This window comes from Leucobacter sp. 7(1), from assembly GCF_900163635.1.
Classification (GTDB): Bacteria; Actinomycetota; Actinomycetes; order Actinomycetales; family Microbacteriaceae; genus Leucobacter.
This window is the reverse complement of record NZ_FUID01000047.1, coordinates 1-18,802: the sequence shown is the minus strand read 5'-3', so window position 1 is coordinate 18,802 and position 18,802 is coordinate 1. Positions and strand designations below refer to the sequence as shown.

The following is an 18,802-nucleotide window of genomic DNA, read 5'->3' as shown; positions in this document are numbered from 1 at the left end:
CCCCCGCGGAACACCGGGCCCCGGTTGGGAGCTCCGCCGTGACTCTGACCACTGATTGGCTTGCCGCCCTCGACGGCACGAACGCCCTTGACGGCGCGATCAAGTATTCGTTGCACGGATTCGAACACGAGGTCGACTCTTCGGATGCCGCGGGAATCTCTTTCGAGGATGCGGATCAGGTGCGAGCGTTTGTCTCGTACCCGCAAAAGCGGAATTTCGAGGGCAGGTTCTGGCTTTCCTCGACCGAAGAGCATGTCCCGTTCGAGTCGTTTTGGGAGCGCGCCTTCTTGGCCACTCTGGATCGGACGGGCACTGCGCGAAGCGTGACTGCCCAACCGATGTGGATCGATTGGCGTAACCCACGACGATCCCACGCCCCGGACTACTTCGTACGTCGCGACGACGGAAGTGCTCTCTTGGTTGACGTGCGGGAACAATCGAGGATTAAACCGCCGGATGCCGCCAAATTCGAGCTCACTCGTCGGTTGGCGGCGGCGCTCGGGTGGGACTACCTCGTGTTCGACTCCCTCCCGGGCGCCACGCAGGACAACCTTCGATTCCTCCTCCGCTACCGGGACCCGATCTGGATGGATGGCATAGACCTCACGACATTGCCGTCGAGCGGTTCGATGTCTCTCGCTGCACTCGTCAGGACACTCGGCGACGCCACCCATTCGGCCAGGGGCGCCGCATATGCGCTTATCTGGCTCAACCGCGCCAGAGCGGACCTGAGCCGCCCTCTGTCCATGGTTTCGACCGTGCACTTCGGGTCTGAGCGATGATTGTCCACCCCGGGGATCTCCTCCGATGGCGCGGTGAGGATCACCACGTGGTGCTCGTGAGGCCGTCATACCTGACCCTTCGCCCAGTGGACGGCGACGAAGACGTCGAGGTTCTCGCCGCCGACCTGCAAGTCGAGGCAGAGCCGGCGACAGCACGATCAGTCGCCGAGGTCTTGGACCTTCGCATTCTTGATGAACTTGACCCACCCGACCGCAAAGTCGTCGACGTCTGGCTCGACGAGCTTGATCGGTATGCCGACCTTATAGACAAGGGCACTCTGCAGGCTGACGCCGCGAAGATCATCATCGAGAACGTCAACCGCCGACTTGGCACCGACTATTCGCCTCGCAAGGTTCAACGTCAACGCGCGGCGCTGGAAGCCTCCGGGGTTGGCGGCCTACTCGATGGGCGACGCTTCGGGCTCGCTAACACGCCGCCCCGTGCCTACGATGCTCGCCTCGTAGAAGCGTTCGCACATGTAGTCAGTGACCAAACTCGAAAATCCACCGGCACCGGAACACGGGTGATCTGGCTGGCACTGCGGGAACTCGAACAACGCCACGGCCCCGGTATCGTCCCAGTGCCAAGCCGAGCCACACTCTTTCGACTCTTGGGAGAGATAGAGGGAGGCAGACACACCTTCGGGAGCGCGCGAACCCGACGCACCAAAGCGAACCAACCGTCGCATATGTTCGGGAACCGAGTCGGAGTCAGGCCAGGCGAGCAGGTACTGATCGACACCACGCCAATGGAAATCATGGTCGAATGTGACGGCCAGTCTGTGCGCCCTGACCTGACGATCCTCCTCGACGAGGCGTCCCGCAGCGTGCTATCGGCCATCGTGACTGTCGGCACCCGAAGCATCGACCTGGTGGTCGTGCTCGCTCGTGCCCTCGTTCCCTACGCATTCCGCCCCGAGGGAGTCCGCGCAAACCGCCGCGCCACGTCGGAGGCCTGGATAGGAGACGACGAGCTCCTAGCTCAACGGTTCGAACACGCCAGGGACGCGCAGGCGTATATATTCCCGGAAACCATTACAACCGACCACGGATCCGCCTATGTCTCACGCCACTTCACTGACGCCTGCCAATCCCTCGGCATCTCTCTCACGTTGGCCGCAAAGTACACGCCGACGCACAAGGCGAAGGTCGAGAAGATGTTCGACACGATCAAGGTCCTATTCACTCAATACGCCATCAGCTTCCTCGGCGAAAGCCCCGACATGCGAGGGGACGAGTCGATCTCGACCGGTGAACTTCTCACCCTGGAACAGTTGCAGGAACTACTCGAAGACTGGATCGCAGTCGCTTGGCAAAACCGTCCTCACAGTGCGCTTCGAGACCCGCGGAACCCGAGACTGAAGTTAACCCCCAACCAGATGGTTGACGCTTTTCGAGAAATCGCGCCTGAGTTCCACGTACCTCTGGACGCAGACCGCTACCTGGCCTTGCTGCCCACGAGGTGGCGCACAGTGCTGCCATACGGTATCAACCTCGATCTCCGGATCTACGACTCCGAGGCCCTCAGCGCAATCCGCAACGTACGCTCTCGACACCGCAACCACGGCGGCAAGTGGCCGATCCACGTTGACCCTTACAACCCCATGACAGTTTGGATAGAAATCGGAGACTCCTTCGTTCCGCTCACCTGGCGTTCGCCGCACAACGGTGCGCCCATGGCAAACGAGGTCTGGCGCGTGGCCCGGGCGCAGGCGGCCGCCCGGGGCGAGGAACCGAGTCAGGACGACCTCAATGAAGTCATGCGTCGCTTCATGAACACCGGCAACAAGCCGCTCACCGCACGCGAAAAGAAGCGCGAGAAATCAAACGCGTCCGACCTGCTCGGGATCACAAACCAGATCGCGAAAACCAACTTTCAAGAGGCGACCGTTGAGGACGCGACCTCCGCAGATAGCGGTATCGCCCCGACGGCTGTCCACGACGACAAGAAGCCCATCTGGCCTGTGGCCCCGCCCTTCGGCTTCACTCGACAAACAGAAGGCGGATAGCCATGTTTGAGGACCTGCTGAGCGACTTCGACTTCGATGCCCCCACCGTCAACTTCGAATACACGACGAAGGAGGGTTGGCGAGAGTTCGTTGAGTTCGAGGCGGATCAACCGGTTCCTTGCAGCACGCGAGAGTACGAGGCGATGGCCTCGTCTGACCGCGCGCTCTACAACATCGCCCGGGAAAGATTCATGTCCGTCGGCGCGCGAATCTCCACCCCCTCGCTACGTAGCTTCGCTGCCGCAGCTCGTAACGCCATGGCCGACAACCGTTCACCGGACGACAGCAAGTCCGGAGTGATTATCTCTGGTCGCCCCAGCATGGGCAAGACCACCGCGGTCCAGGAGTTCGGCCGCGCATTCGAGCGGGCACGCCGCGCCAGAAGTACCCAAAAGAAGCGAGATCTGATTCCCGTCGCCTTCGCCCAGGTGCCGACCCACGCGACAGAGAAGACAATGATGAAGAAGCTCGCTGACTTCTATGCACTTCCCTACTCGCAGACGGCCTCCTACGAGACTCTGCTGGCTCGCGTCTGCAACGTGATGCGGGAATGCGCGACGGAGATCGTCATCATCGATGACATCCATCGACTCGATCTGCGGTATCACGCGAACGAGGGAGCGGCCGACGCCCTGAAGGAGTTGTCTGAACGGTTCCCTGGCACGATGATCTATGCCGGAGTAGACGTCGCACGCAACGGGCTGTTCTGGGGTTCACGCGGAGAACAGATCATGGCGCGATTCGAGACCGTGCAGTTCGACGAGTACGACATTGCGACCAACGAAGGCGCCGCCGTGTGGGGCAGGATCCTCACTGAACTGGAAACGTCACTCTGCCTCATCGATCAACCCGAGGGCGACATCTTGCGGATCGCGGCCGAACTCCGCGACATCTCACGCGGATCGCTGGGGCGCATGGCCAAAGCAATCCGCCGCTGCGCCCGGGATGCGATACACGACGGATCAGAACGACTGGATCTGGACAACCTCCTGGTTGTGCTCGCGACCATCCGAAAACTAGAAGACCGCGCCGCCGACGAGGCCGGAACAGGGGTGAAACGCCGCAGAGGTCGGCGGGAAAGAGTCCGGCAATGAGGGCACTGCCCGCGCCCGTGCGAGCATTCCGGGGCGAAACAGTCGCGAGCATCTATGCCCGTCTTGTCACCCGCAACGCACTGACACCCGGAGAACTCTGGACCGCCATCCGGAAGTCGCAGCAGGGGCTTCCGTTGCGGACAACACCGGAGGCCGTGCCTCGAGTGGTCGCACAGCTCGCCGGATTGCCCGCGAACTGGTTCGACGAGGACGACACCCGGAGCCGACTTTTCACCCGTTGCATGCACAGCGGATGGGCGCACTCGCAATGCGCAACCTGTGCTGCGCTCCCCAAGCCGCTCACGATGTGTCGACGCTGCGCGGGTGGCGCGCACGTCGAAGTCCAGTCCCGGGCTGGCACCTTCTGCGCACGCCACGGACGTTGGCACTATGACGGACGCGACGACGGCATTGGGACCCGAGCCGCATATGAACGCGCGGAAAGATGCCTGACAGGAACTCTATGGGCGCGCGGGATCGGCCTCGACACGGGTGAGCTCGAGCTCGCTTGCCAACTCATCTCGACCTACCGCGGACTCGTCGACCGCGATAGCTTCGACCGCAGCGCAGACCAGCGCCTGCGCGACTTCTATCCTGACGCCATCGAACTGACCGCATTCCTCACGGCGCCATGGGCACAGGCGTTCCTTCGCAACAGACAGATCGGGCACCTGCCCGTCGCCGCAATGGTCGAGGCAAGTGCGGCGGCAGTCGCGTCAAGATCTCGAAGCAGACTCAGTTCCGTGCGTGAGACGTTCCTGGCGTCCGGTCGCGAACTGCGACTGGGGGAATCAGCGACGAGGCCCCTGCGGCACGGCCGTTCCGTTGAAATGGGGTCGCTTGGCATCCTGGTCCGTGACAGTGTTCCGCGCATTCGAGCTGTCTTTCTGCGCCATGACGACGCCCGTCGTCCACTGACGACGCGGCGCGGCCGACCTCCACGCCGTCAATAGATGCGATGCGCACCCTGCCGATCTACGTCGAACCGGTGCCCGCCGAGACCATCAGCGGGTATATCGGACGCCTCGCCGAGAGCCATTGTCTGGAAGTCGGCGAAATCCGTCGCGCGCTGATCCGGGAGGCGGGACGGTCAACGTGGAGCGACATTGATCCACGTGTCGCGGTCGCGCTAGCCCGGCTCTGCGGCTTGCCGGATGATGCCTTCGAGGTGTCGTTCGAAGAGCACGGGATGTGGACTCGCTGCGGTCATCCGCGCTGGCTGCCACAGAAGTGCTTGCGGTGCCGCACGCTTGCCGAACCACACGCTGCTTGCCCAGAATGCGCCGGCGGATTCACAACCACTACCAGAGCGAGAACCGGACCTCTCTGCCTGATGCACAGTCGCTGGACCCTACGGGGACTGGCCGTCAAGCTCCCCGTCGGGACGTACGTGAGTCAGGCGGAACGGACCCTGCGTGGACCCCTGTGGGAACGTGGCATCGCAATACATACCGGCGAGTTCAACCTCGCGGCCGCAGCGTTACTCGCATGGGCCCAAGGAAACGATGGTGGCACGTTCCTCGAGGAGCGCGCCCAACGGCTCGGCCTGTCTTGCCCCGCCAGCTTCGAGGAAGTGATGCTGTGCGGCTATCCCGAAGTAGTGAGAATCGTCGAGGTCGCCATGAGCCCACGGATACTTCGCGGCGTCCTCCAGGTGTCGCGATCGGCGCTGCCACAGATCGACGGCTTCGCAAATGTCATCGCAAACACGCTGGGTGCAACCGTAAACGAGAGTCTTCACGACTGGGCTGGCGCGGTCATCGGTCACGCCCACCGTGCGGTTCTCTACGCTGCTGGGCTCAGACGAACCAAGAGCGCCAAGAACGCGCTATGCCCGCAAGATCGCGCGCTGATCGTTGCGTCGGGCACGAAACGGGCATGCCTGCTGCGGCACGTCTCGCCACGAATACTGGACGGACTCAGGCGAGGCCATACTGAGGGCACGTCTCGACTGAGCGTGACCCGAAGATTTCCTCTGGAACCAGATGAGTTGGCGCTGCAGTGACTTAGGGCATGTCTGATAATTGCTTGGTCCAGGCGATGACAGCGTTGAGGATGACGGCTGCCCGGTAGACGATTGCGTGCTTGTCGTAGCGAGTGGCGAGTCCTCGCCATTGCTTGAGGTGGCAGTACTGGCGCTCTACGACGTTGCGGTTCTTGTAGTCGACCTTGTCGAGCCCGACGGGTCTGCCGCCGCGTGATCCGCGCCGTTTACGATGGCCCTTCTGATCGTCGGGCTCTGGGATCACGGCCTTGATCCCACGCGAGCGCAGGTGGCCGCGGATCGCCCGCGACGAATACGCCTTATCGCCGCGCACCGCGTCCGGGCGAGTCCGCGGACGACCGATATCCCGCCCGACGCGCAGCTGATCCATCAACGGCAGGAACATCGGGGAGTCACCCGCCTGCCCCGGCGTGATGAGCGTCACCAGCGGGAGGCCGTTGCCGTCGACGAGCTGATGGATCTTCGTCGACAGGCCACCTCTGGAGCGGCCGATCCCGTGATCAGGCGGCTCTTCCCTCAGATTCTTGTAACTCGATCCAGCCCCCTGTGAGGCGCGTGGTGTTGGTGGCGTGCTGATGCGCACGAGCGATGGTGGAGTCCACCGACAGCGACCAATCGACCAGCCCCGCCGCGTCCGCCGCAGCGGTGAGCGTCGCGAAGACCTTCTCCCACGTGCCGTCCGACGCCATCCGGTAATGCCACGTCCACACCGTCTGCCATGGCCCGAACACCTCGGGCAGATCACGCCACGCGATACCCGTCCGGTACCGGTACACGATGCCCTCGACCATCAGCCGAGCATCCGAGAACGGCCGACCCTTGCGCCCCGTCGGACGCGGCAACATCTCCTCGATCAACGACCACTGAGCATCCGAAAGCACCTGAAACCGAGACACGCCAATAGCCTCTCAGCACACCCTCGACTTATTTGTCAGACACGCCCTAGCGGCTTCGAAGATCGGGTGCGTCTCCCGGAACCAGATCCGCCAGTGAAATCTCAAGCACCTGCGAGAGAGCGAGGACGGTGCGAAGCGTCGGATTCGCCGGAGATCCGGGGCGAGACTCGCCCTTTTCGTACTTCTGGTACGTGTAGCGCGTGAGGCCCGCGCGGTAAGCGACATCCTCTTGACTCAGTCCGGCGCGCTGGCGCGCGGAACGAAGCGATGTCGCGAAGCGTTGCGAATATACGCTCCACTCCGCTTCAATCTTGTCGTTCCGTCGAGGCACCTACCCAGCGTCGCGAGTAGGAGCAAGTGGTATGGCCTAATCGGTATGGCATAATTTGGAAGGCCATACGAAACAATCTCGTCCTCGTCGGATCGCTCCGCCATTCCCTGCACGTGTGCCGCCCATCCCGATAAAAAGCGGTCGCATCCCGGGGTGGGCCCGTGCATGCGACCGCGAATGCGATGGTTGAGATGGGCGAGTCCTATCCAGTCTGGTGGCAGGGCACAACCGCGCCTCCACCCGCCGAATGGGTTTACGTTTTCGAGGAATTCACCGGTCAAGACACCGCCGAACAATGGGCGCTTGCAGCCGCGATCTTCGTCGCTCAGACGCGCCGGCGTACTGCTGCTGGCCCAACTTACGCGGAGCTATTCACACATCTGCTCCCAGACACTGCCGGTCTCCCTGGCCCGTTGCCGCGGAACCTTGATTTCATCGAGCGTAGGCGAGCAGTCGCGGGGTTCCGTGGCCACGCCGCGATCGAATGGCGGCGACGAGGAATGATCAGCTTCGACAAGGGAGTCATGCGCAGCCTTCGTGTCGGGCGTGAGTTTCGCGAACGATCTCGGCGACGGCAGCAGACTCGCGCGGGGGCGATCGCGGGAAACAAGATTGACGCATCCCCAATGTCGGTGCTCACCGATATTGATGAAGGTGTGAGATGAAGGGAGAGGCGAGATGCTCGGATATTCAGCGACCGTGTACCAAATAGCACCAGACGTTGCTGATGCGAATTTCGATCGTATACGCGAGGTTCCGTATCGGCAGGTGAGGACATACTTTCAGACGCTGGTCGCCGGGACGCTCGCCGACGTCCCCTATCGAACGTGGGTCGATCATCTCCTCAAAGCTTCCGAGGAAGGACGAGCGAGAATGCTGCACGGCGGCGGATATCCGTTCCTCTTCCACGCGCAGGGGCGAGACATCAAGAATGACTTCGCGGCCTCGGGCGTCGAAGCCATCGCCGACCTCTATGACGAAAAGTGGTATCTCGTCGAGGCGTGGGATCAGAGCTGACATGGAGGAGAACTACCCGCCAGAGATCCGACGGATCGTCGCTCGCATCGAGCTCAGCTGGCTCGCAGCCGTTGACGTAGGCCCGGGCTGGTACCCACTCCTTGGACGTCTCGATGAGCGGCTGTCGTCGATCGCGCCGGCGTACGTCGTGCAGCAGGTCAAGTCGAAGTTCGGGTCGCTGAGCTTCTACGCCAGAGCTTCTGAGGACCCGTACGACTACAACGAAGAGTTTCACGAGGCGATCCGAGCCGCGGAATGGGAGAGCATCGAGACTTGCGAAGAATGCGGCGCGCCAGCACGGACCTACACAATCCGAATGTGGGTGTGGACTCTTTGTGCCGATCACGCCAGGGAGAGGACCGCCTCGCAGGCGTGATCTTCGACAGTGCTGAGCGCAACGTCAGGATCGGTGCTCCAGATGTTCGTCTAGGAAGTGCCGGATGCCGTCGATATCGGCGATCGTGAGTCCGACGCTACGTCGAGGACGAACCAAGCGCATGCCAAGGGCACGGACCAGGCAGCAGGCGTGGGCTCACGTCACCGAGGACACGGTGCTATCGAAGCGTCCGGAGGAGGCAACGGATCGCAAGACCGCCGGGCATTGGGAAGGCGACCTCATCATCGGGTTGAAGCGCTCCGCGATCGCCACGCTCGTGGACCGGACCACACGATTCGCGATGCTCGTCCATCTTCCACGTCAGGCCGGATACGGGATCATCCCGCCACGCAAGAACGGTCCCGCGCTGGCGGGGTATGGCGCGATCACGACGAAGAACGCCCTCACCGCAACGTTCTCCACACTACCCGCGGCATTACGTCGTTCGCTGACCTGGGACCGCGGCAAAGAGCTCTCTGCCCACCGATTGTTGACGACTGAGATCGGGCTGCCGGTCTATTTCGCCGATCCGAAGAGCCCGTGGCAGCGCGGCAGCAACGAGCATCTCAACGGACTCCTACGCCAGTACTTCCCCAAGGGCACAGATCTCTCCCGGTGGAGCGCGGCAGAGATCACCGCTGTCGCAGACGCGATCAACAACCGCCCGAGAGAGATCCTCGACTGGCGCACCCCCGCCGAGGCCTTCGAAGAGCTACTACGATCGACCCAACAAACAATCGTTGCGACGACCGGTTGAATACGGCCAATTTCGAAGTCGGAAGTTCCTGCGCGCTCTGGCCCGCCATCGCCTGGTCGGATCCATGGGCAGAGTCGCGTCATGCGGCGACAACGCCGCAATGGAATCGTTCTTCGCCCTGCTACAGAAGAACGTCCTCAACCGGCACTCCTGGACCACCCGTGAGCAACTGCGCATCGCGATCGTGACCTGGATCGAACGGACCTACCACCGCCGACGCAGACAGGCCGCTCTCGGGCGTTTGACGCCCATCGAATTCGAGACCATCATGAACACGACCGTCGCACTGGCGGCGTGACTACAACTGTCACCTAACCGTGCAGCAGTCCCCCCGGCCGACCATGCCATAAGAAAGGTGCCCCAATGAATTCCCTGCCACGCACTGTCCGCTATATGTCCGCCGCTCTTGCCGTCGGCTTCCTGGTTCTCAGCTCAGGTGCGGTAGCGTCCGCCTCGACCTCAGCTCCGTCACCCGCTGCCCCCTTCTCCGTTACAGACGCTCGTGAGGGACCACAGTTCTATGCCGATGCGATCGTCAATGTGTCGGGGGATATCGACGGCGATGTGTATGCGGCGGGCCAGTCGGTAACCGTCAGCGGAAACGTGACCGGCGACGTCATCGCGGCTGCGCAGACGATCACAATCACTGGCACTGTGGATGGCAACGTGCGCCTGTCCGCGCAGTCCATCACAATCAACGGGAAAGTCACTCACAGCGGCACAATCTTCGCCGCAGACATCAACATCGCCGAAACTGCGTCATTGGGTGATGACCTGGTTGGGGCGGCGAGCACCGTCGCCATCGCTGGCGAAGTGGGCCGTGACGTTCTCGTTAGTGTCGACCGCCTTACCATCGGGGGGTCAGTCGGTGGTGACGTCTCATACGTCAGCGACAGCAAGGCTCACATCGCGGACGGGGCAGTTGATGGCTCCGTCGAGCGTGTGGCGACCCCACAGTCACCCAAGGTCGAGGTGTCACCGTGGGCGGCGATCGTCGCTTGGTTTGTCGGTTTGCTGTATGCGCTGGTCGCGTTCAGTTTGGTGACGTTGCTTGCTGGGCTGCTTATTCCCCGCTGGCTGCAGCGAGTGACGGATCAGCTTGTTCCGTCCCCCTGGAAAGCGCTGCTGGTCGGGTTCGTTGGATCTTTCGCTATCCCGATCGGGCTGCTGGTCCTTCTAGTTACCGTCGTCGGCGCGCCGTTGGCGTTTGCAGGACTGCTGGTGTGGGTCGTGCTCACGCTGTCCACGTTCGTGTTCGCGTCCTTTTACATTGGTCGACTACTGCTGCGGGGCGGTCAGCATCCGGTGGTCAAGTCGCTGGTCGGCGGTCTGATCCTCATCGTCGCACTCCAGATCCCGTGGCTGAACATCCTGGTGTGGTGCGCGATGGTGTTCATCGGTCTCGGCGCTCAGCTACTGAAATTCCATGGCGAGCGACCCTGGCGGTATCGCTCCGGCACGGAATCCGCGCCCTCGCCGCTCCCTGCGGGAATGGTCAACGAGCAGGCACCTCCGGCGCTATGAGCCGCGCCACGGATGCAAAGAAGCAATCACCTCAGCCCGCCTCCGGCGCTCATCCGGACGAACCGCACCGTGGTGACCTCGCAGGGCGTCTGAACTGGCTCCGCGCGGGCGTGTTGGGGGCGAATGACGGCATTGTCTCGGTGGCATCACTGGTCGTGGGTGTGGCCGGTGCCACGAGCGAGTCGGCCCCTTTGCTGGCCGCTGGCGTAGCCGGACTTGTCGGAGGGGCGATCTCGATGGCGCTCGGCGAGTATGTGTCGGTGAGTAGTCAGCGAGACAGCCAACGGGCTCTCATCATCAAGGAACGGCGGGAGTTGGCCGATGAACCCGTAGCGGAACTCGACGAGCTCGCCGGGATCTACGAAGCGAAAGGTCTAAGGCCCGTGACCGCGCGTCAGGTGGCGGAGGAGTTGACGGCTCATGATCCGCTCACCGCGCACCTCGAGGCCGAACTCGGCATCACCGAGGCTGCCGTCGTTAGCCCCTGGGCTGCTGCTGGAGCGTCGGCGCTGGCGTTCACGCTCGGAGCGCTCCTCCCGCTGCTCGCCATCTTGCTTCCCCCGCAGGCGATCCGCGTACCGATCACCTTCACCGTTGTCCTCATAGCACTCGCTGTCACCGGGTTCACCAGTGCGAGGATCGGAGGAAACTCGGCTACCAGACCGACGATCCGGGTCGTGCTCGGCGGAGCGCTCGCACTCGCGGCGACTTTCGCACTCGGCTCCGCCCTCGGGACGACCGGAGTTGTCTGATGGCGACATTCGCTGTCCCCCGAAGATGTCGGTAAGGCCGCTAGGGTGTGTCTGACAAAGACTGGGAATGGGGACATTCGTACAGGGCGCCGTGAGAATGTCCGCTTGATCTGAGACCAGTGGGATGCCCGGGCTGGAGACCATCTGGCCGGCTGGCTCTTCTAGCGCGAGACTGTGTCCATGGATATTGAGCGGTGGTGGCCGAGGCTGAGCGTGGGAACGCGCGAGTGGCTGACGGCGAACAATGGCGAGGTAGTTCCGGCTTCTGTTGTGAGCGAGATCACCGATGCGGGTGGGGGTCCGGCCGCTGGTGCATGGTGGGTTGGAGAGTCCGGGGCCGACGGGAATTTCCTCTCTGACGCGGCGATCGATTGGATCGAGGAAGCAGCGAACGGTGAGCACTGAGCGTCCCTCGGCCTAGGTCGTTCCCCGCGGGACGCAGCTACAGATGGGGATCATGTCTCTGGATTCGCCGACTACGGATTGCAAGCGTCCCGACTCGTGCGCGCCCGTCCGAGGTCGTTGCGGGTCCCTGGGTGGTCCTCCTAGGCGCTAGCGTGTCGCTATGACGAGGGACAGTTCAGGGTTGGCGATGAGGTCTTCACCACGAAGTCCCGTGGTGTGATCATCGATATCTGCGCGACGCCGTCGGGGCAGTTCATCTTTGGTGGCGAGGACGCCAGCGGTGAAGTGACGTACTTCACCCCGAAGGGCGTTCAGCACGTGTAGCGTGTGTCGGACTATGCCCTGGTGCTGGTCCAGGCGATGGCGGAGTTGAGGACAGCTGCGGCGCGGTAGTTGCCAGCGGAAGGCCGTTCCCGTCAACAAGCTGGTGGATCTTCGTCGAGAGTCCGCAGCGAGCGCGGCCTATGCCGTGTTCAGGCGGCCTCCGGCAGTACACGATGCCTCCACCATCAGCTTGGCGTATGAGAACTTTCGGCCCGGCCTATCTGTCGGACGCGGCAGCATCCCCTCGACCAAGGACCACGAGCATCCGAGATCACCTGAACTCGCGACACGAAATGAATCTTAAGCCAGCCCTCAATCTGTGTCAGACACGCCCTAAGTCCCTCCTCCACATCCCCAACCGCGCACTGCCGGGACGGGACCTTGGACCTGGTGTCTGCGTCCTTTCCTCCTCATGCTTTAGGTATGACAGACACAAATATCTCTCCAGTCGCCCGCGTCGTTGTCGGTGTCGATGGCTCCGACTCTTCCCTTGAAGCGCTCCGCTATGCCGAGCGAATCGCTCCGCTCTTCGACGCCGCCATCGAGGCCGTGACCGCCTGGGAATTCCCCAATCTCTACTATCCAATCGACGGCTGGTCTCCGGAAGCGGATGCGGAGAAGATCCTGACTACGTCCATCCGCCAGGCGTTCACAGACTCACCTCCAGCGGGCCTGATCACGACGATCGTCCCGGGGTCGGCTGCGCACGCGTTGATCGAGCGAAGCAAGGGCGCGGATATGCTCGTTCTCGGCAGTCGCGGACACGGGGGTTTCGTCGGTCTCTTGCTCGGATCGGTGAGCACGGCCTGTGCACAACATGCGCACTGCCCCGTGCTGATCGTCCACCCCGCGGAGGGCCCTCCAGAGACGGCGCCGAGGCAAGCAATCACTCGTGAAGAAGATGCTCGAGGAGTCAGCCGCACACCTCGAGTGAGCACGTCGAGGGCGGGTAGGCCGGGACGTGATGCGGCCCGCTAGCATCTCTTCATGCGCAGACCGTCGGCACAAGGCCCCAAGACCGCTGAAGGGGAGCGCCTACTAATCCTGTCCGCAGGGGTGGGATCGGGGCACAATAGCGCCGCAGCGGCGGTGCAGAAGGCGTGTGCCGGGCGCGCGGACATTGCCGAGGTGCAGGTGCTGGATGTGCTGCAGGTGAGTAGCGCACTGTACCGCGACGTGCTGAGCAAGGGTTACTTCGCCCTGGTCGAGGACTTGCCATGGCTGATCGAGTGGGGTTACGACATCAGCGACCCACCGTTCCGGCGCCGTGGGCCGATCGATCCCTGGACACGGGCGAACGCCCTTCCGGTCGTCCGGGCGATCAAGAGATTCCGACCGACCGCGATCGTGTGCACACATTTCCTGCCTGCCCAGCTGATGGCGTCACTGCTTCTTCGCGGGTTTACTGACGCCAGGACCGCCGTCGTCACGACGGACTACGACTTCCAAGGCCTGTGGCTTACGGGCGCCTTCCACGCGCTCTTCGTGGCAAGGGAGGAAGGGAGGGTGGAACTGACCGCGCTCGGCCTGCCTCCCGACCGCATCGCGGCCACCGGCATCCCGATCAGCACTCAGGTGAACAACGCGCCCCCGCGCGACGCCAACGACCCTCCGGCTCTGCTGATCTCCGCGGGCGCGACTGGCGGCGACTACGCCGTCGCGGTCGTACGGCAGACGCTGCACATGCGCTCCCCGTTCACTGCCACGGTCGTGTGCGGACGCAACGACGGGCTACGGCAGCGCATCGAGCAGTTGGTGTCGACCGCTGACAACCGCTACCGCGTGCTCGGCTTCACCACGGAGATGCCGCAGCTGCTGCGCCGCGCCGACTTGTTCGTGGGCAAACCGGGCGGGTTGTCGGCGTCGGAGTGCATGGCCGCAGGGCTTCCCATGGTCCTAGTGAACCCCATCCCGGGGCAGGAGGTTCGCAATGGCGACTACCTGATGGAGCAGGGGGCAGCCGTCCGCTGCAATACCGCCGCCACGATCGGCTGGAAGATCGATGAGGTGTTGCGTGAGCCGGGCCGTCTGAAGCGGATGCGGGCTGCGGCGCAGAGTATCGGTCGCCCTGACGCCGCGTCAGACGTGCTGAGCGGTCTGCTTGACGGGCCGTCCCGTCCGCTGGTCGTGACCCGCGCGGCGCAGAAGACAATCCTCGCCGCGAGCGAGCAGCGCCTCGTCGCGACCGATCTGACGGGGCCCACCTCGCTGGTCCGCCTCATCGACGCGGCTGAGGGCAGCACAGTCGCGCTGCTGCGCGCTGAGGAGCTGGCTGATCTGCAGAAGCGGTACGCGACTCCGAACGGGGGCCTGGTGCTGCGGCGCGACCAAGCGGCCGTATCGTTCCGGTGGGAGGAGCGGCGTGTACTCCGCGCTATGCTGCGGGGCGATGGCGCGCTACCCGTTCGCGTCGAGGGGCTGTCGGCATCCTTTCCTATCCTTCCCGGGTGAACGCCGGTATCAAACCCATACCGGCCTCAGGTCGGCCGACCGTCCGAGGCGCTTTCCTCGTCGATCGATTTCTCAGCATGTCGCAACTGCCGTGCGTCCGCCCAGCTGGCTGGGCTGTGCTGGGCTGCGAGCACGGCCCAGTCGCCGGCGCGGGTGGACCAGCGCCGTGTCGCCGGATCGCGCTGCAGCGTGGGCCCCGCATCCAGGGTGATCCGCACTGTCGTCTCCACACCAGGCTGCAGCTTCACCTTCTGGAAGCCCAGCAGTTGAGCTACCGGCCTGCGGATTGACACGTCCGCGGCGTAGATCTGCACGACGGTCGAGCCCTCACGGTCGCCGGTGTTCGTTACGAGCACGTCCGCGCTGCCGCCTGAGTCGTCGAACCTGTGGTCCAGAAGCCGGTGCTCGATCGTCGTGTAACCCAGGCCGAATCCGAACGGGAACGCGGGCGCGTGTCCTTCGCCGTCGAGCCGGCGTTGGCCCCACTTGTCGTCGTAGATGACGGACTTCGCCGCGCGGTCGAACGATGGCAGATGCGCGGCATCCGTCGGCAGCACAAACGGCAGCCGTCCGCCGGGCTCTGCACCGCCGGTAAGTACGTTCGCGAGCGCACGGCCGCCCTCCATACCGCCGTACCAGGCGAGGAGAAGCGCTGGCACGCGGTCTCGCCACGCCTCTGTAAGGATCGCGCTGCCGCCGATCAGTACGACGATGGTCCGAGGATTGGCGGCAACGACCGTGCGGATGAGGCGCACATCGGAGGGGCGCAGGTTGAGCGAGCTGCGGTCGCCACCTCGGACGAAGCGCGACGCCAGGTGCGCGAGACCGATGAGCGGCCGACGGAGGAAACCCGAGCCAAACTCCCGACCGAGCACACCCACGTCGACGCCGCCGGTGACGACCGACTCGCCCTCGTCGTGCTGGTCCAGGCCGACGACCACGATCGCCGTCTCCGCCGCAGCCGCAACCGCGGCTGCGGCGCGTTCGTTCGTGCCGGAGGCGGTGGTGATCCGCACCGACGGCAGCGCCTCACGCAGCCCCCGCAGCGGCGAGACCGCGGAGGGAGGCCGCACGCGTGACGAGCCATGATCGCCAAGGTTCGCCCGTGGCGCGAGTCTTCCGATCACCGCGAGATGCCGGATGGTTGGAGCCAATGGCAGAAGCGGCGCCGCGCCAGAGGTTTCATTCTTGAGCAGCACGATCGACTCCTCCGCAACCTGGCGAGCAAGAGCCCGGTGTGCCGGGGAGGCGATGAGGGCGGCACTTGGCCTCGCCACCTCGCGGGTCGCTGCATGCAGCACGCCGGTGCGCAGGATGCGGCGCGCGGACCGCAGCACAGTCGCGCGGGCGACATCCCCGCGCCGCAGCGCGGTCGGCAGATCGCGGGCGCGAAGCAGTCGCAGCGGCATCTCCACGTCCATCCCCGCCTGAAGGCTGACGACCGCGTCGTGGGTGCCGAACACCCAGTCGCTCGTCACGAACCCCGAGAAGCCCCACTCATTCCGCAATACATCGGTGAGCAGCGCGCGATTGACGTCCATGTACTCGCCCCGCACCCGGTTGTAGGAACTCATCACGGAGTCTGCGCCAGCTTCCAGGACGGCCTTGAAGTGCGGCAAGTACACCTCGTGCAGGGCGTGCTCGTCGACCGATACGTCGACCTCGAAGCGCTCATTCTCCATCGAGTTGAGCGCGAAGTGCTTGACGCATGCCATCGCGTGCACGCGTACGCCGCGGGTCAGGGCCGATCCCATCCGACCGGTGAGCACAGGATCCTCGCCATAGCACTCCTGCGCACGGCCCCACGCGGGGTGGCGAAGCAGGTTGACGCAGACGGAGGCGGAGTAGTTCGCACCCCGCGCCCTCGTCTCTAGACCGATCGCGAGGCCGACCCGCTCCTCCAACAACGGATCCCAGGTCGCGGCCCGCGCGATCGTCACAGGGAAGGCGGTGCAAGCACCGATAACGACGCCACGGGCACCATCACTGAACCGGATGCCCGGGATACCGAGCCGAGAGACGGCCCCGGCCACGAACGGCCGCCGACCGTGCAGAATCGGGATGAGCGGCAGCAGCAGCCTCGGGGAGTCGCCGTCGAGCAGCCCGAGCACCTCCTCAACAGTCATCTGGTCGATCAGTTGGTCCGCGGCCTCGTCCGCGTCGAGCTCGCCCGCCCGAACCGCTCGGACTGCCTCGCCGTACGCGTTGCCCTCCGTCGTCATCGTGTCGGTCGATGCCGCGCGTCTGCCGGCACGCCGCCCATATTGCGCTCGCGCAGCCCGACGCCCCGCATTCATCTCCATGCACTGAATTCTGCACCCTAAGCCCTGCGCGGCCGTACCGAGCAGCGTTGCTGTCCTTCGACCCCGCGGCCTCGAACGCTTTCGAGGCGAATGATGAAAATTCCGACAACTCGCGTGAGACAGATTGAGTTGTAGCACTAACTTGACTTCCGCGAGATTTCGGGGTCCCGTGTCTCACTTCACGACAACTCTCGTGAGATCGGACACGTCCCCCACTTCGCTCGACTGCTCGTCGGCGGGCTGCATCGACGGGTCCTACCTGTCAGTGCGCTCCTCGGCTCGATCCTCCTCCTGGCCGCGGACCTCGCTGCCAGAGCCGTGCTCGCGCCGACAGAGCTCCCGGTGGGTATCTTCTCGGCGGCGATCGGCGTACCGGTCTTCATCCTGCTCATGCGCCGCAGCCGGACCGAGGCGTTCAGTTGATCGCACACGTGAGGTTCGACGGCGTCAGCGTGAGATACGGCAGGCGGTACGCGCTTCGCGACGTGTCCGCCTCGGTAGGACACGGCCGGTTCGCCGCGATCATCGGGCCCAATGGCAGCGGGAAGAGCACACTCCTCAACCTGCTCTCCGGACACCACCCGCCGCACACCGGCGACGTGCTGATCGACGGGACGGACATCGCCGCGCTGCGGGGCTCCGAGCGGTCACGGAACATCGGGGTGCTCCGCCAGGACTCCGGTCCGCTCCCCGACGTGACCGTCGCCGAGCTCATCGCGCTGGGTCCAGGAGGCCTCTCACGATCGTCGGTCCTCGAGGCACTGGAACGGGTCGGTCTCGTCCCGCTCGCCGACCAGCCCGTCCTGACCCTGTCGGGAGGCCAGCGCCAACGAGCGCTGCTCGCCCGCGCCGTCCGCCACCAGCCGAGCCTGCTCGTCCTCGATGAACCGACGAACCATCTGGACGTCCGGCACCAATCGATGATCCTGCAGGTGGTGAAGGAGATGCCCATGACGGTCGTCAGCGCCGTGCACGATCTCGACCTCGCCTATCGGTACGCCGATCAGGTGATCGTGCTCGACCAGGGCGCCGTCGTCGAGCAGGGGGCTCCGGGCGACGCGATGACGCGCGGCGTCCTGCGCGACGTCTTCCACATCGACTCGTTCGTCGTTACCACTCCGGCAGGCACCGAACACCTCGTACACACGCCGCTCCCCTGACCGGTGGGCCGCGACGTCGGCACTCCGTTCACGCTGTTCGTCGGGCGCCACGACCTGCCGATCGGGCGAGGAACGAGACCAGCGTCTCGAGTGGGCCGCGTCGGTGGAGCAGTGCCAGGCACAGGCCGAGTAGGAGGATGGCCGCGAGGTTGGTAGCGAACGCGACTGGTCCGAACACCCACGTGGCGTCCTGTCCCCAGCCCAGCGAGAGCGTGGCGATGGAGAGCACCGTCAGGTGGACGGCGCAGGAGGTGAGGGGAGCAGCTCCGGCTCGGCGGCTGTTCCTTGGCTGTTCATCGGCCTCAAAGCAGCGGGCGTCGCCTACCTCGCCTACCTGGCCTGGCAAGCGTCGCGGCCAAACGGCCGGGGGGAGTGTTCGAGATCCGGCACCTCCCGCGCGACAGCAACTGGAGACTGTTCTGCATGGGGCTGACCACCAACCTCCTCAACCCGAAAGCCGCGATCATGTACCTCACCGAGATACCGCACTTCATCGACACTGAACTAGGGCGTGTCTCCTAATTTGTCTCGCCCTCCGCGGGATGATTTTTGAGTGAGTCGGGGTCTGTCGGAAAGTTTGTGTGTGAGGGGTTCGGCGTGATCGGTTCGGCTTCGG

The 18,802-nt window shown here is 64.1% G+C and carries 17 protein-coding genes and 3 pseudogenes; 16 read left to right on the top strand and 4 right to left on the bottom strand.

Features of this window, described 5'->3' with window-relative positions:
- The first annotated feature begins 38 nt into the window (after nucleotides 1-38).
- Genes FM113_RS08900 through FM113_RS08880 form a run of 5 tightly spaced genes read left to right on the top strand, consistent with a single transcriptional unit; the run spans nucleotide 39 to nucleotide 5,890 of the window.
- On the top strand, nucleotides 39-782 hold the full coding sequence (locus tag FM113_RS08900) for a TnsA-like heteromeric transposase endonuclease subunit (RefSeq protein ID WP_176387138.1): 744 nt from the start codon (nucleotides 39-41) through the stop codon (nucleotides 780-782).
- 47 nt (nucleotides 783-829) lie between these two features.
- Nucleotides 830-2,791 (top strand): DDE-type integrase/transposase/recombinase, encoded by a 1,962-nt coding sequence (locus FM113_RS08895; protein WP_176387137.1) that lies wholly within the window; start codon nucleotides 830-832, stop codon nucleotides 2,789-2,791.
- 2 nt (nucleotides 2,792-2,793) lie between these two features.
- Nucleotides 2,794-3,885, top strand: coding sequence for a TniB family NTP-binding protein (locus tag FM113_RS08890; protein WP_087013749.1), 1,092 nt, complete (start codon nucleotides 2,794-2,796; stop codon nucleotides 3,883-3,885).
- Nucleotides 3,882-4,838: a hypothetical protein gene (locus FM113_RS08885; RefSeq protein ID WP_087013747.1), complete on the top strand. Its 957-nt coding sequence runs from the start codon at nucleotides 3,882-3,884 to the stop codon at nucleotides 4,836-4,838. Before FM113_RS08890 ends, FM113_RS08885 begins: the two co-directional genes overlap by 4 nt.
- A gap of 5 nt (nucleotides 4,839-4,843) precedes the next feature.
- A complete protein-coding gene (locus FM113_RS08880) occupies nucleotides 4,844-5,890 on the top strand; it encodes a TniQ family protein (RefSeq protein ID WP_087013746.1) in 1,047 nt (348 codons plus the stop codon).
- A 1-nt stretch (nucleotide 5,891) separates the two neighbouring features.
- Here FM113_RS08880 and FM113_RS08875 read toward each other — a convergent pair.
- Nucleotides 5,892-6,786 (bottom strand): IS5 family transposase gene (locus FM113_RS08875; protein ID WP_140393322.1). Its coding sequence is split into 2 segments (ribosomal slippage): nucleotides 5,892-6,434 and nucleotides 6,436-6,786, totalling 894 coding nucleotides; the frame shifts between segments, so codons are not numbered across the junction.
- 46 nt (nucleotides 6,787-6,832) lie between these two features.
- Nucleotides 6,833-7,117: a helix-turn-helix transcriptional regulator gene (locus FM113_RS08870; RefSeq protein ID WP_254908934.1), complete on the bottom strand. Its 285-nt coding sequence runs from the start codon at nucleotides 7,115-7,117 to the stop codon at nucleotides 6,833-6,835.
- A 768-nt stretch (nucleotides 7,118-7,885) separates the two neighbouring features.
- Between FM113_RS08870 and FM113_RS08860 the strand changes: the two genes are divergently transcribed.
- From FM113_RS08860 to FM113_RS08830, 7 genes and pseudogenes are all read left to right on the top strand, one after another.
- The gene (locus FM113_RS08860) at nucleotides 7,886-8,134 is read left to right on the top strand and encodes a hypothetical protein (protein WP_140393321.1); all 249 of its coding nucleotides are present in this window, start codon (nucleotides 7,886-7,888) and stop codon (nucleotides 8,132-8,134) included.
- A gap of 1 nt (nucleotide 8,135) precedes the next feature.
- On the top strand, nucleotides 8,136-8,510 hold the full coding sequence (locus tag FM113_RS08855; RefSeq protein ID WP_087013737.1) for a hypothetical protein: 375 nt from the start codon (nucleotides 8,136-8,138) through the stop codon (nucleotides 8,508-8,510).
- A 97-nt stretch (nucleotides 8,511-8,607) separates the two neighbouring features.
- Nucleotides 8,608-9,267, top strand: a pseudogene (locus FM113_RS08850) (IS30 family transposase); the annotation flags it as partial.
- A 7-nt stretch (nucleotides 9,268-9,274) separates the two neighbouring features.
- A pseudogene (locus tag FM113_RS08845) lies at nucleotides 9,275-9,565 on the top strand (integrase core domain-containing protein); the annotation flags it as partial.
- A gap of 65 nt (nucleotides 9,566-9,630) precedes the next feature.
- A complete protein-coding gene (locus FM113_RS08840; RefSeq protein WP_087013727.1) occupies nucleotides 9,631-10,791 on the top strand; it encodes a polymer-forming cytoskeletal protein in 1,161 nt (386 codons plus the stop codon).
- A complete protein-coding gene (locus tag FM113_RS08835) occupies nucleotides 10,788-11,543 on the top strand; it encodes a VIT family protein (protein WP_087013724.1) in 756 nt (251 codons plus the stop codon). Before FM113_RS08840 ends, FM113_RS08835 begins: the two co-directional genes overlap by 4 nt.
- Before the next feature lie 180 nt (nucleotides 11,544-11,723).
- Complete coding sequence (locus tag FM113_RS08830) at nucleotides 11,724-11,948, top strand: hypothetical protein (protein ID WP_087013721.1); 225 nt, start codon at nucleotides 11,724-11,726, stop codon at nucleotides 11,946-11,948.
- Between the two features lie 391 nt (nucleotides 11,949-12,339).
- Here FM113_RS08830 and FM113_RS17900 read toward each other — a convergent pair.
- Nucleotides 12,340-12,429 (bottom strand): annotated as a pseudogene (locus FM113_RS17900) (IS5/IS1182 family transposase); the annotation flags it as partial.
- Between the two features lie 266 nt (nucleotides 12,430-12,695).
- Here FM113_RS17900 and FM113_RS08825 point away from each other — a divergent pair.
- Nucleotides 12,696-13,250, top strand: coding sequence for a universal stress protein (locus FM113_RS08825; RefSeq protein WP_087013718.1), 555 nt, complete (start codon nucleotides 12,696-12,698; stop codon nucleotides 13,248-13,250).
- Nucleotides 13,251-13,259: 9 nt separating this feature from the next.
- Nucleotides 13,260-14,723, top strand: coding sequence for a glycosyltransferase (locus FM113_RS08820; RefSeq protein ID WP_087013715.1), 1,464 nt, complete (start codon nucleotides 13,260-13,262; stop codon nucleotides 14,721-14,723).
- Between the two features lie 26 nt (nucleotides 14,724-14,749).
- Here FM113_RS08820 and FM113_RS08815 read toward each other — a convergent pair whose 3' ends face one another.
- Nucleotides 14,750-17,026, bottom strand: coding sequence for a beta-glucosidase (locus tag FM113_RS08815; RefSeq protein WP_254908933.1), 2,277 nt, complete (start codon nucleotides 17,024-17,026; stop codon nucleotides 14,750-14,752).
- A 156-nt stretch (nucleotides 17,027-17,182) separates the two neighbouring features.
- Between FM113_RS08815 and FM113_RS08810 the strand changes: the two genes are divergently transcribed.
- Both FM113_RS08810 and FM113_RS08805 read left to right on the top strand, forming a co-directional pair.
- Entirely contained in the window at nucleotides 17,183-17,449 is a 267-nt protein-coding gene (locus tag FM113_RS08810) for an iron chelate uptake ABC transporter family permease subunit (protein WP_087013712.1), read from the top strand.
- On the top strand, nucleotides 17,446-18,186 hold the full coding sequence (locus FM113_RS08805; RefSeq protein ID WP_087013708.1) for an ABC transporter ATP-binding protein: 741 nt from the start codon (nucleotides 17,446-17,448) through the stop codon (nucleotides 18,184-18,186). Before FM113_RS08810 ends, FM113_RS08805 begins: the two co-directional genes overlap by 4 nt.
- Nucleotides 18,187-18,802: the final 616 nt, after the last annotated feature.

Bases quoted from the DNA above. Each gene is read 5' to 3' on its own strand.
- FM113_RS08890 (WP_087013749.1), top strand. From the start codon at position 2,794: ATGTTTGAGGACCTGCTGAGCGACTTCGACTTCGATGCCCCCACCGTC.
- FM113_RS08830 (WP_087013721.1), top strand. From the start codon at position 11,724: ATGGATATTGAGCGGTGGTGGCCGAGGCTGAGCGTGGGAACGCGCGAG.
- FM113_RS08815 (WP_254908933.1), bottom strand. From the start codon at position 17,026: ATGGAGATGAATGCGGGGCGTCGGGCTGCGCGAGCGCAATATGGGCGG.
- FM113_RS08820 (WP_087013715.1), top strand. From the start codon at position 13,260: ATGCGCAGACCGTCGGCACAAGGCCCCAAGACCGCTGAAGGGGAGCGC.
- FM113_RS08835 (WP_087013724.1), top strand. From the start codon at position 10,788: ATGAGCCGCGCCACGGATGCAAAGAAGCAATCACCTCAGCCCGCCTCC.
- FM113_RS08855 (WP_087013737.1), top strand. From the start codon at position 8,136: ATGGAGGAGAACTACCCGCCAGAGATCCGACGGATCGTCGCTCGCATC.
- FM113_RS08885 (WP_087013747.1), top strand. From the start codon at position 3,882: ATGAGGGCACTGCCCGCGCCCGTGCGAGCATTCCGGGGCGAAACAGTC.
- FM113_RS08825 (WP_087013718.1), top strand. From the start codon at position 12,696: ATGACAGACACAAATATCTCTCCAGTCGCCCGCGTCGTTGTCGGTGTC.
- FM113_RS08880 (WP_087013746.1), top strand. From the start codon at position 4,844: ATGCGCACCCTGCCGATCTACGTCGAACCGGTGCCCGCCGAGACCATC.
- FM113_RS08840 (WP_087013727.1), top strand. From the start codon at position 9,631: ATGAATTCCCTGCCACGCACTGTCCGCTATATGTCCGCCGCTCTTGCC.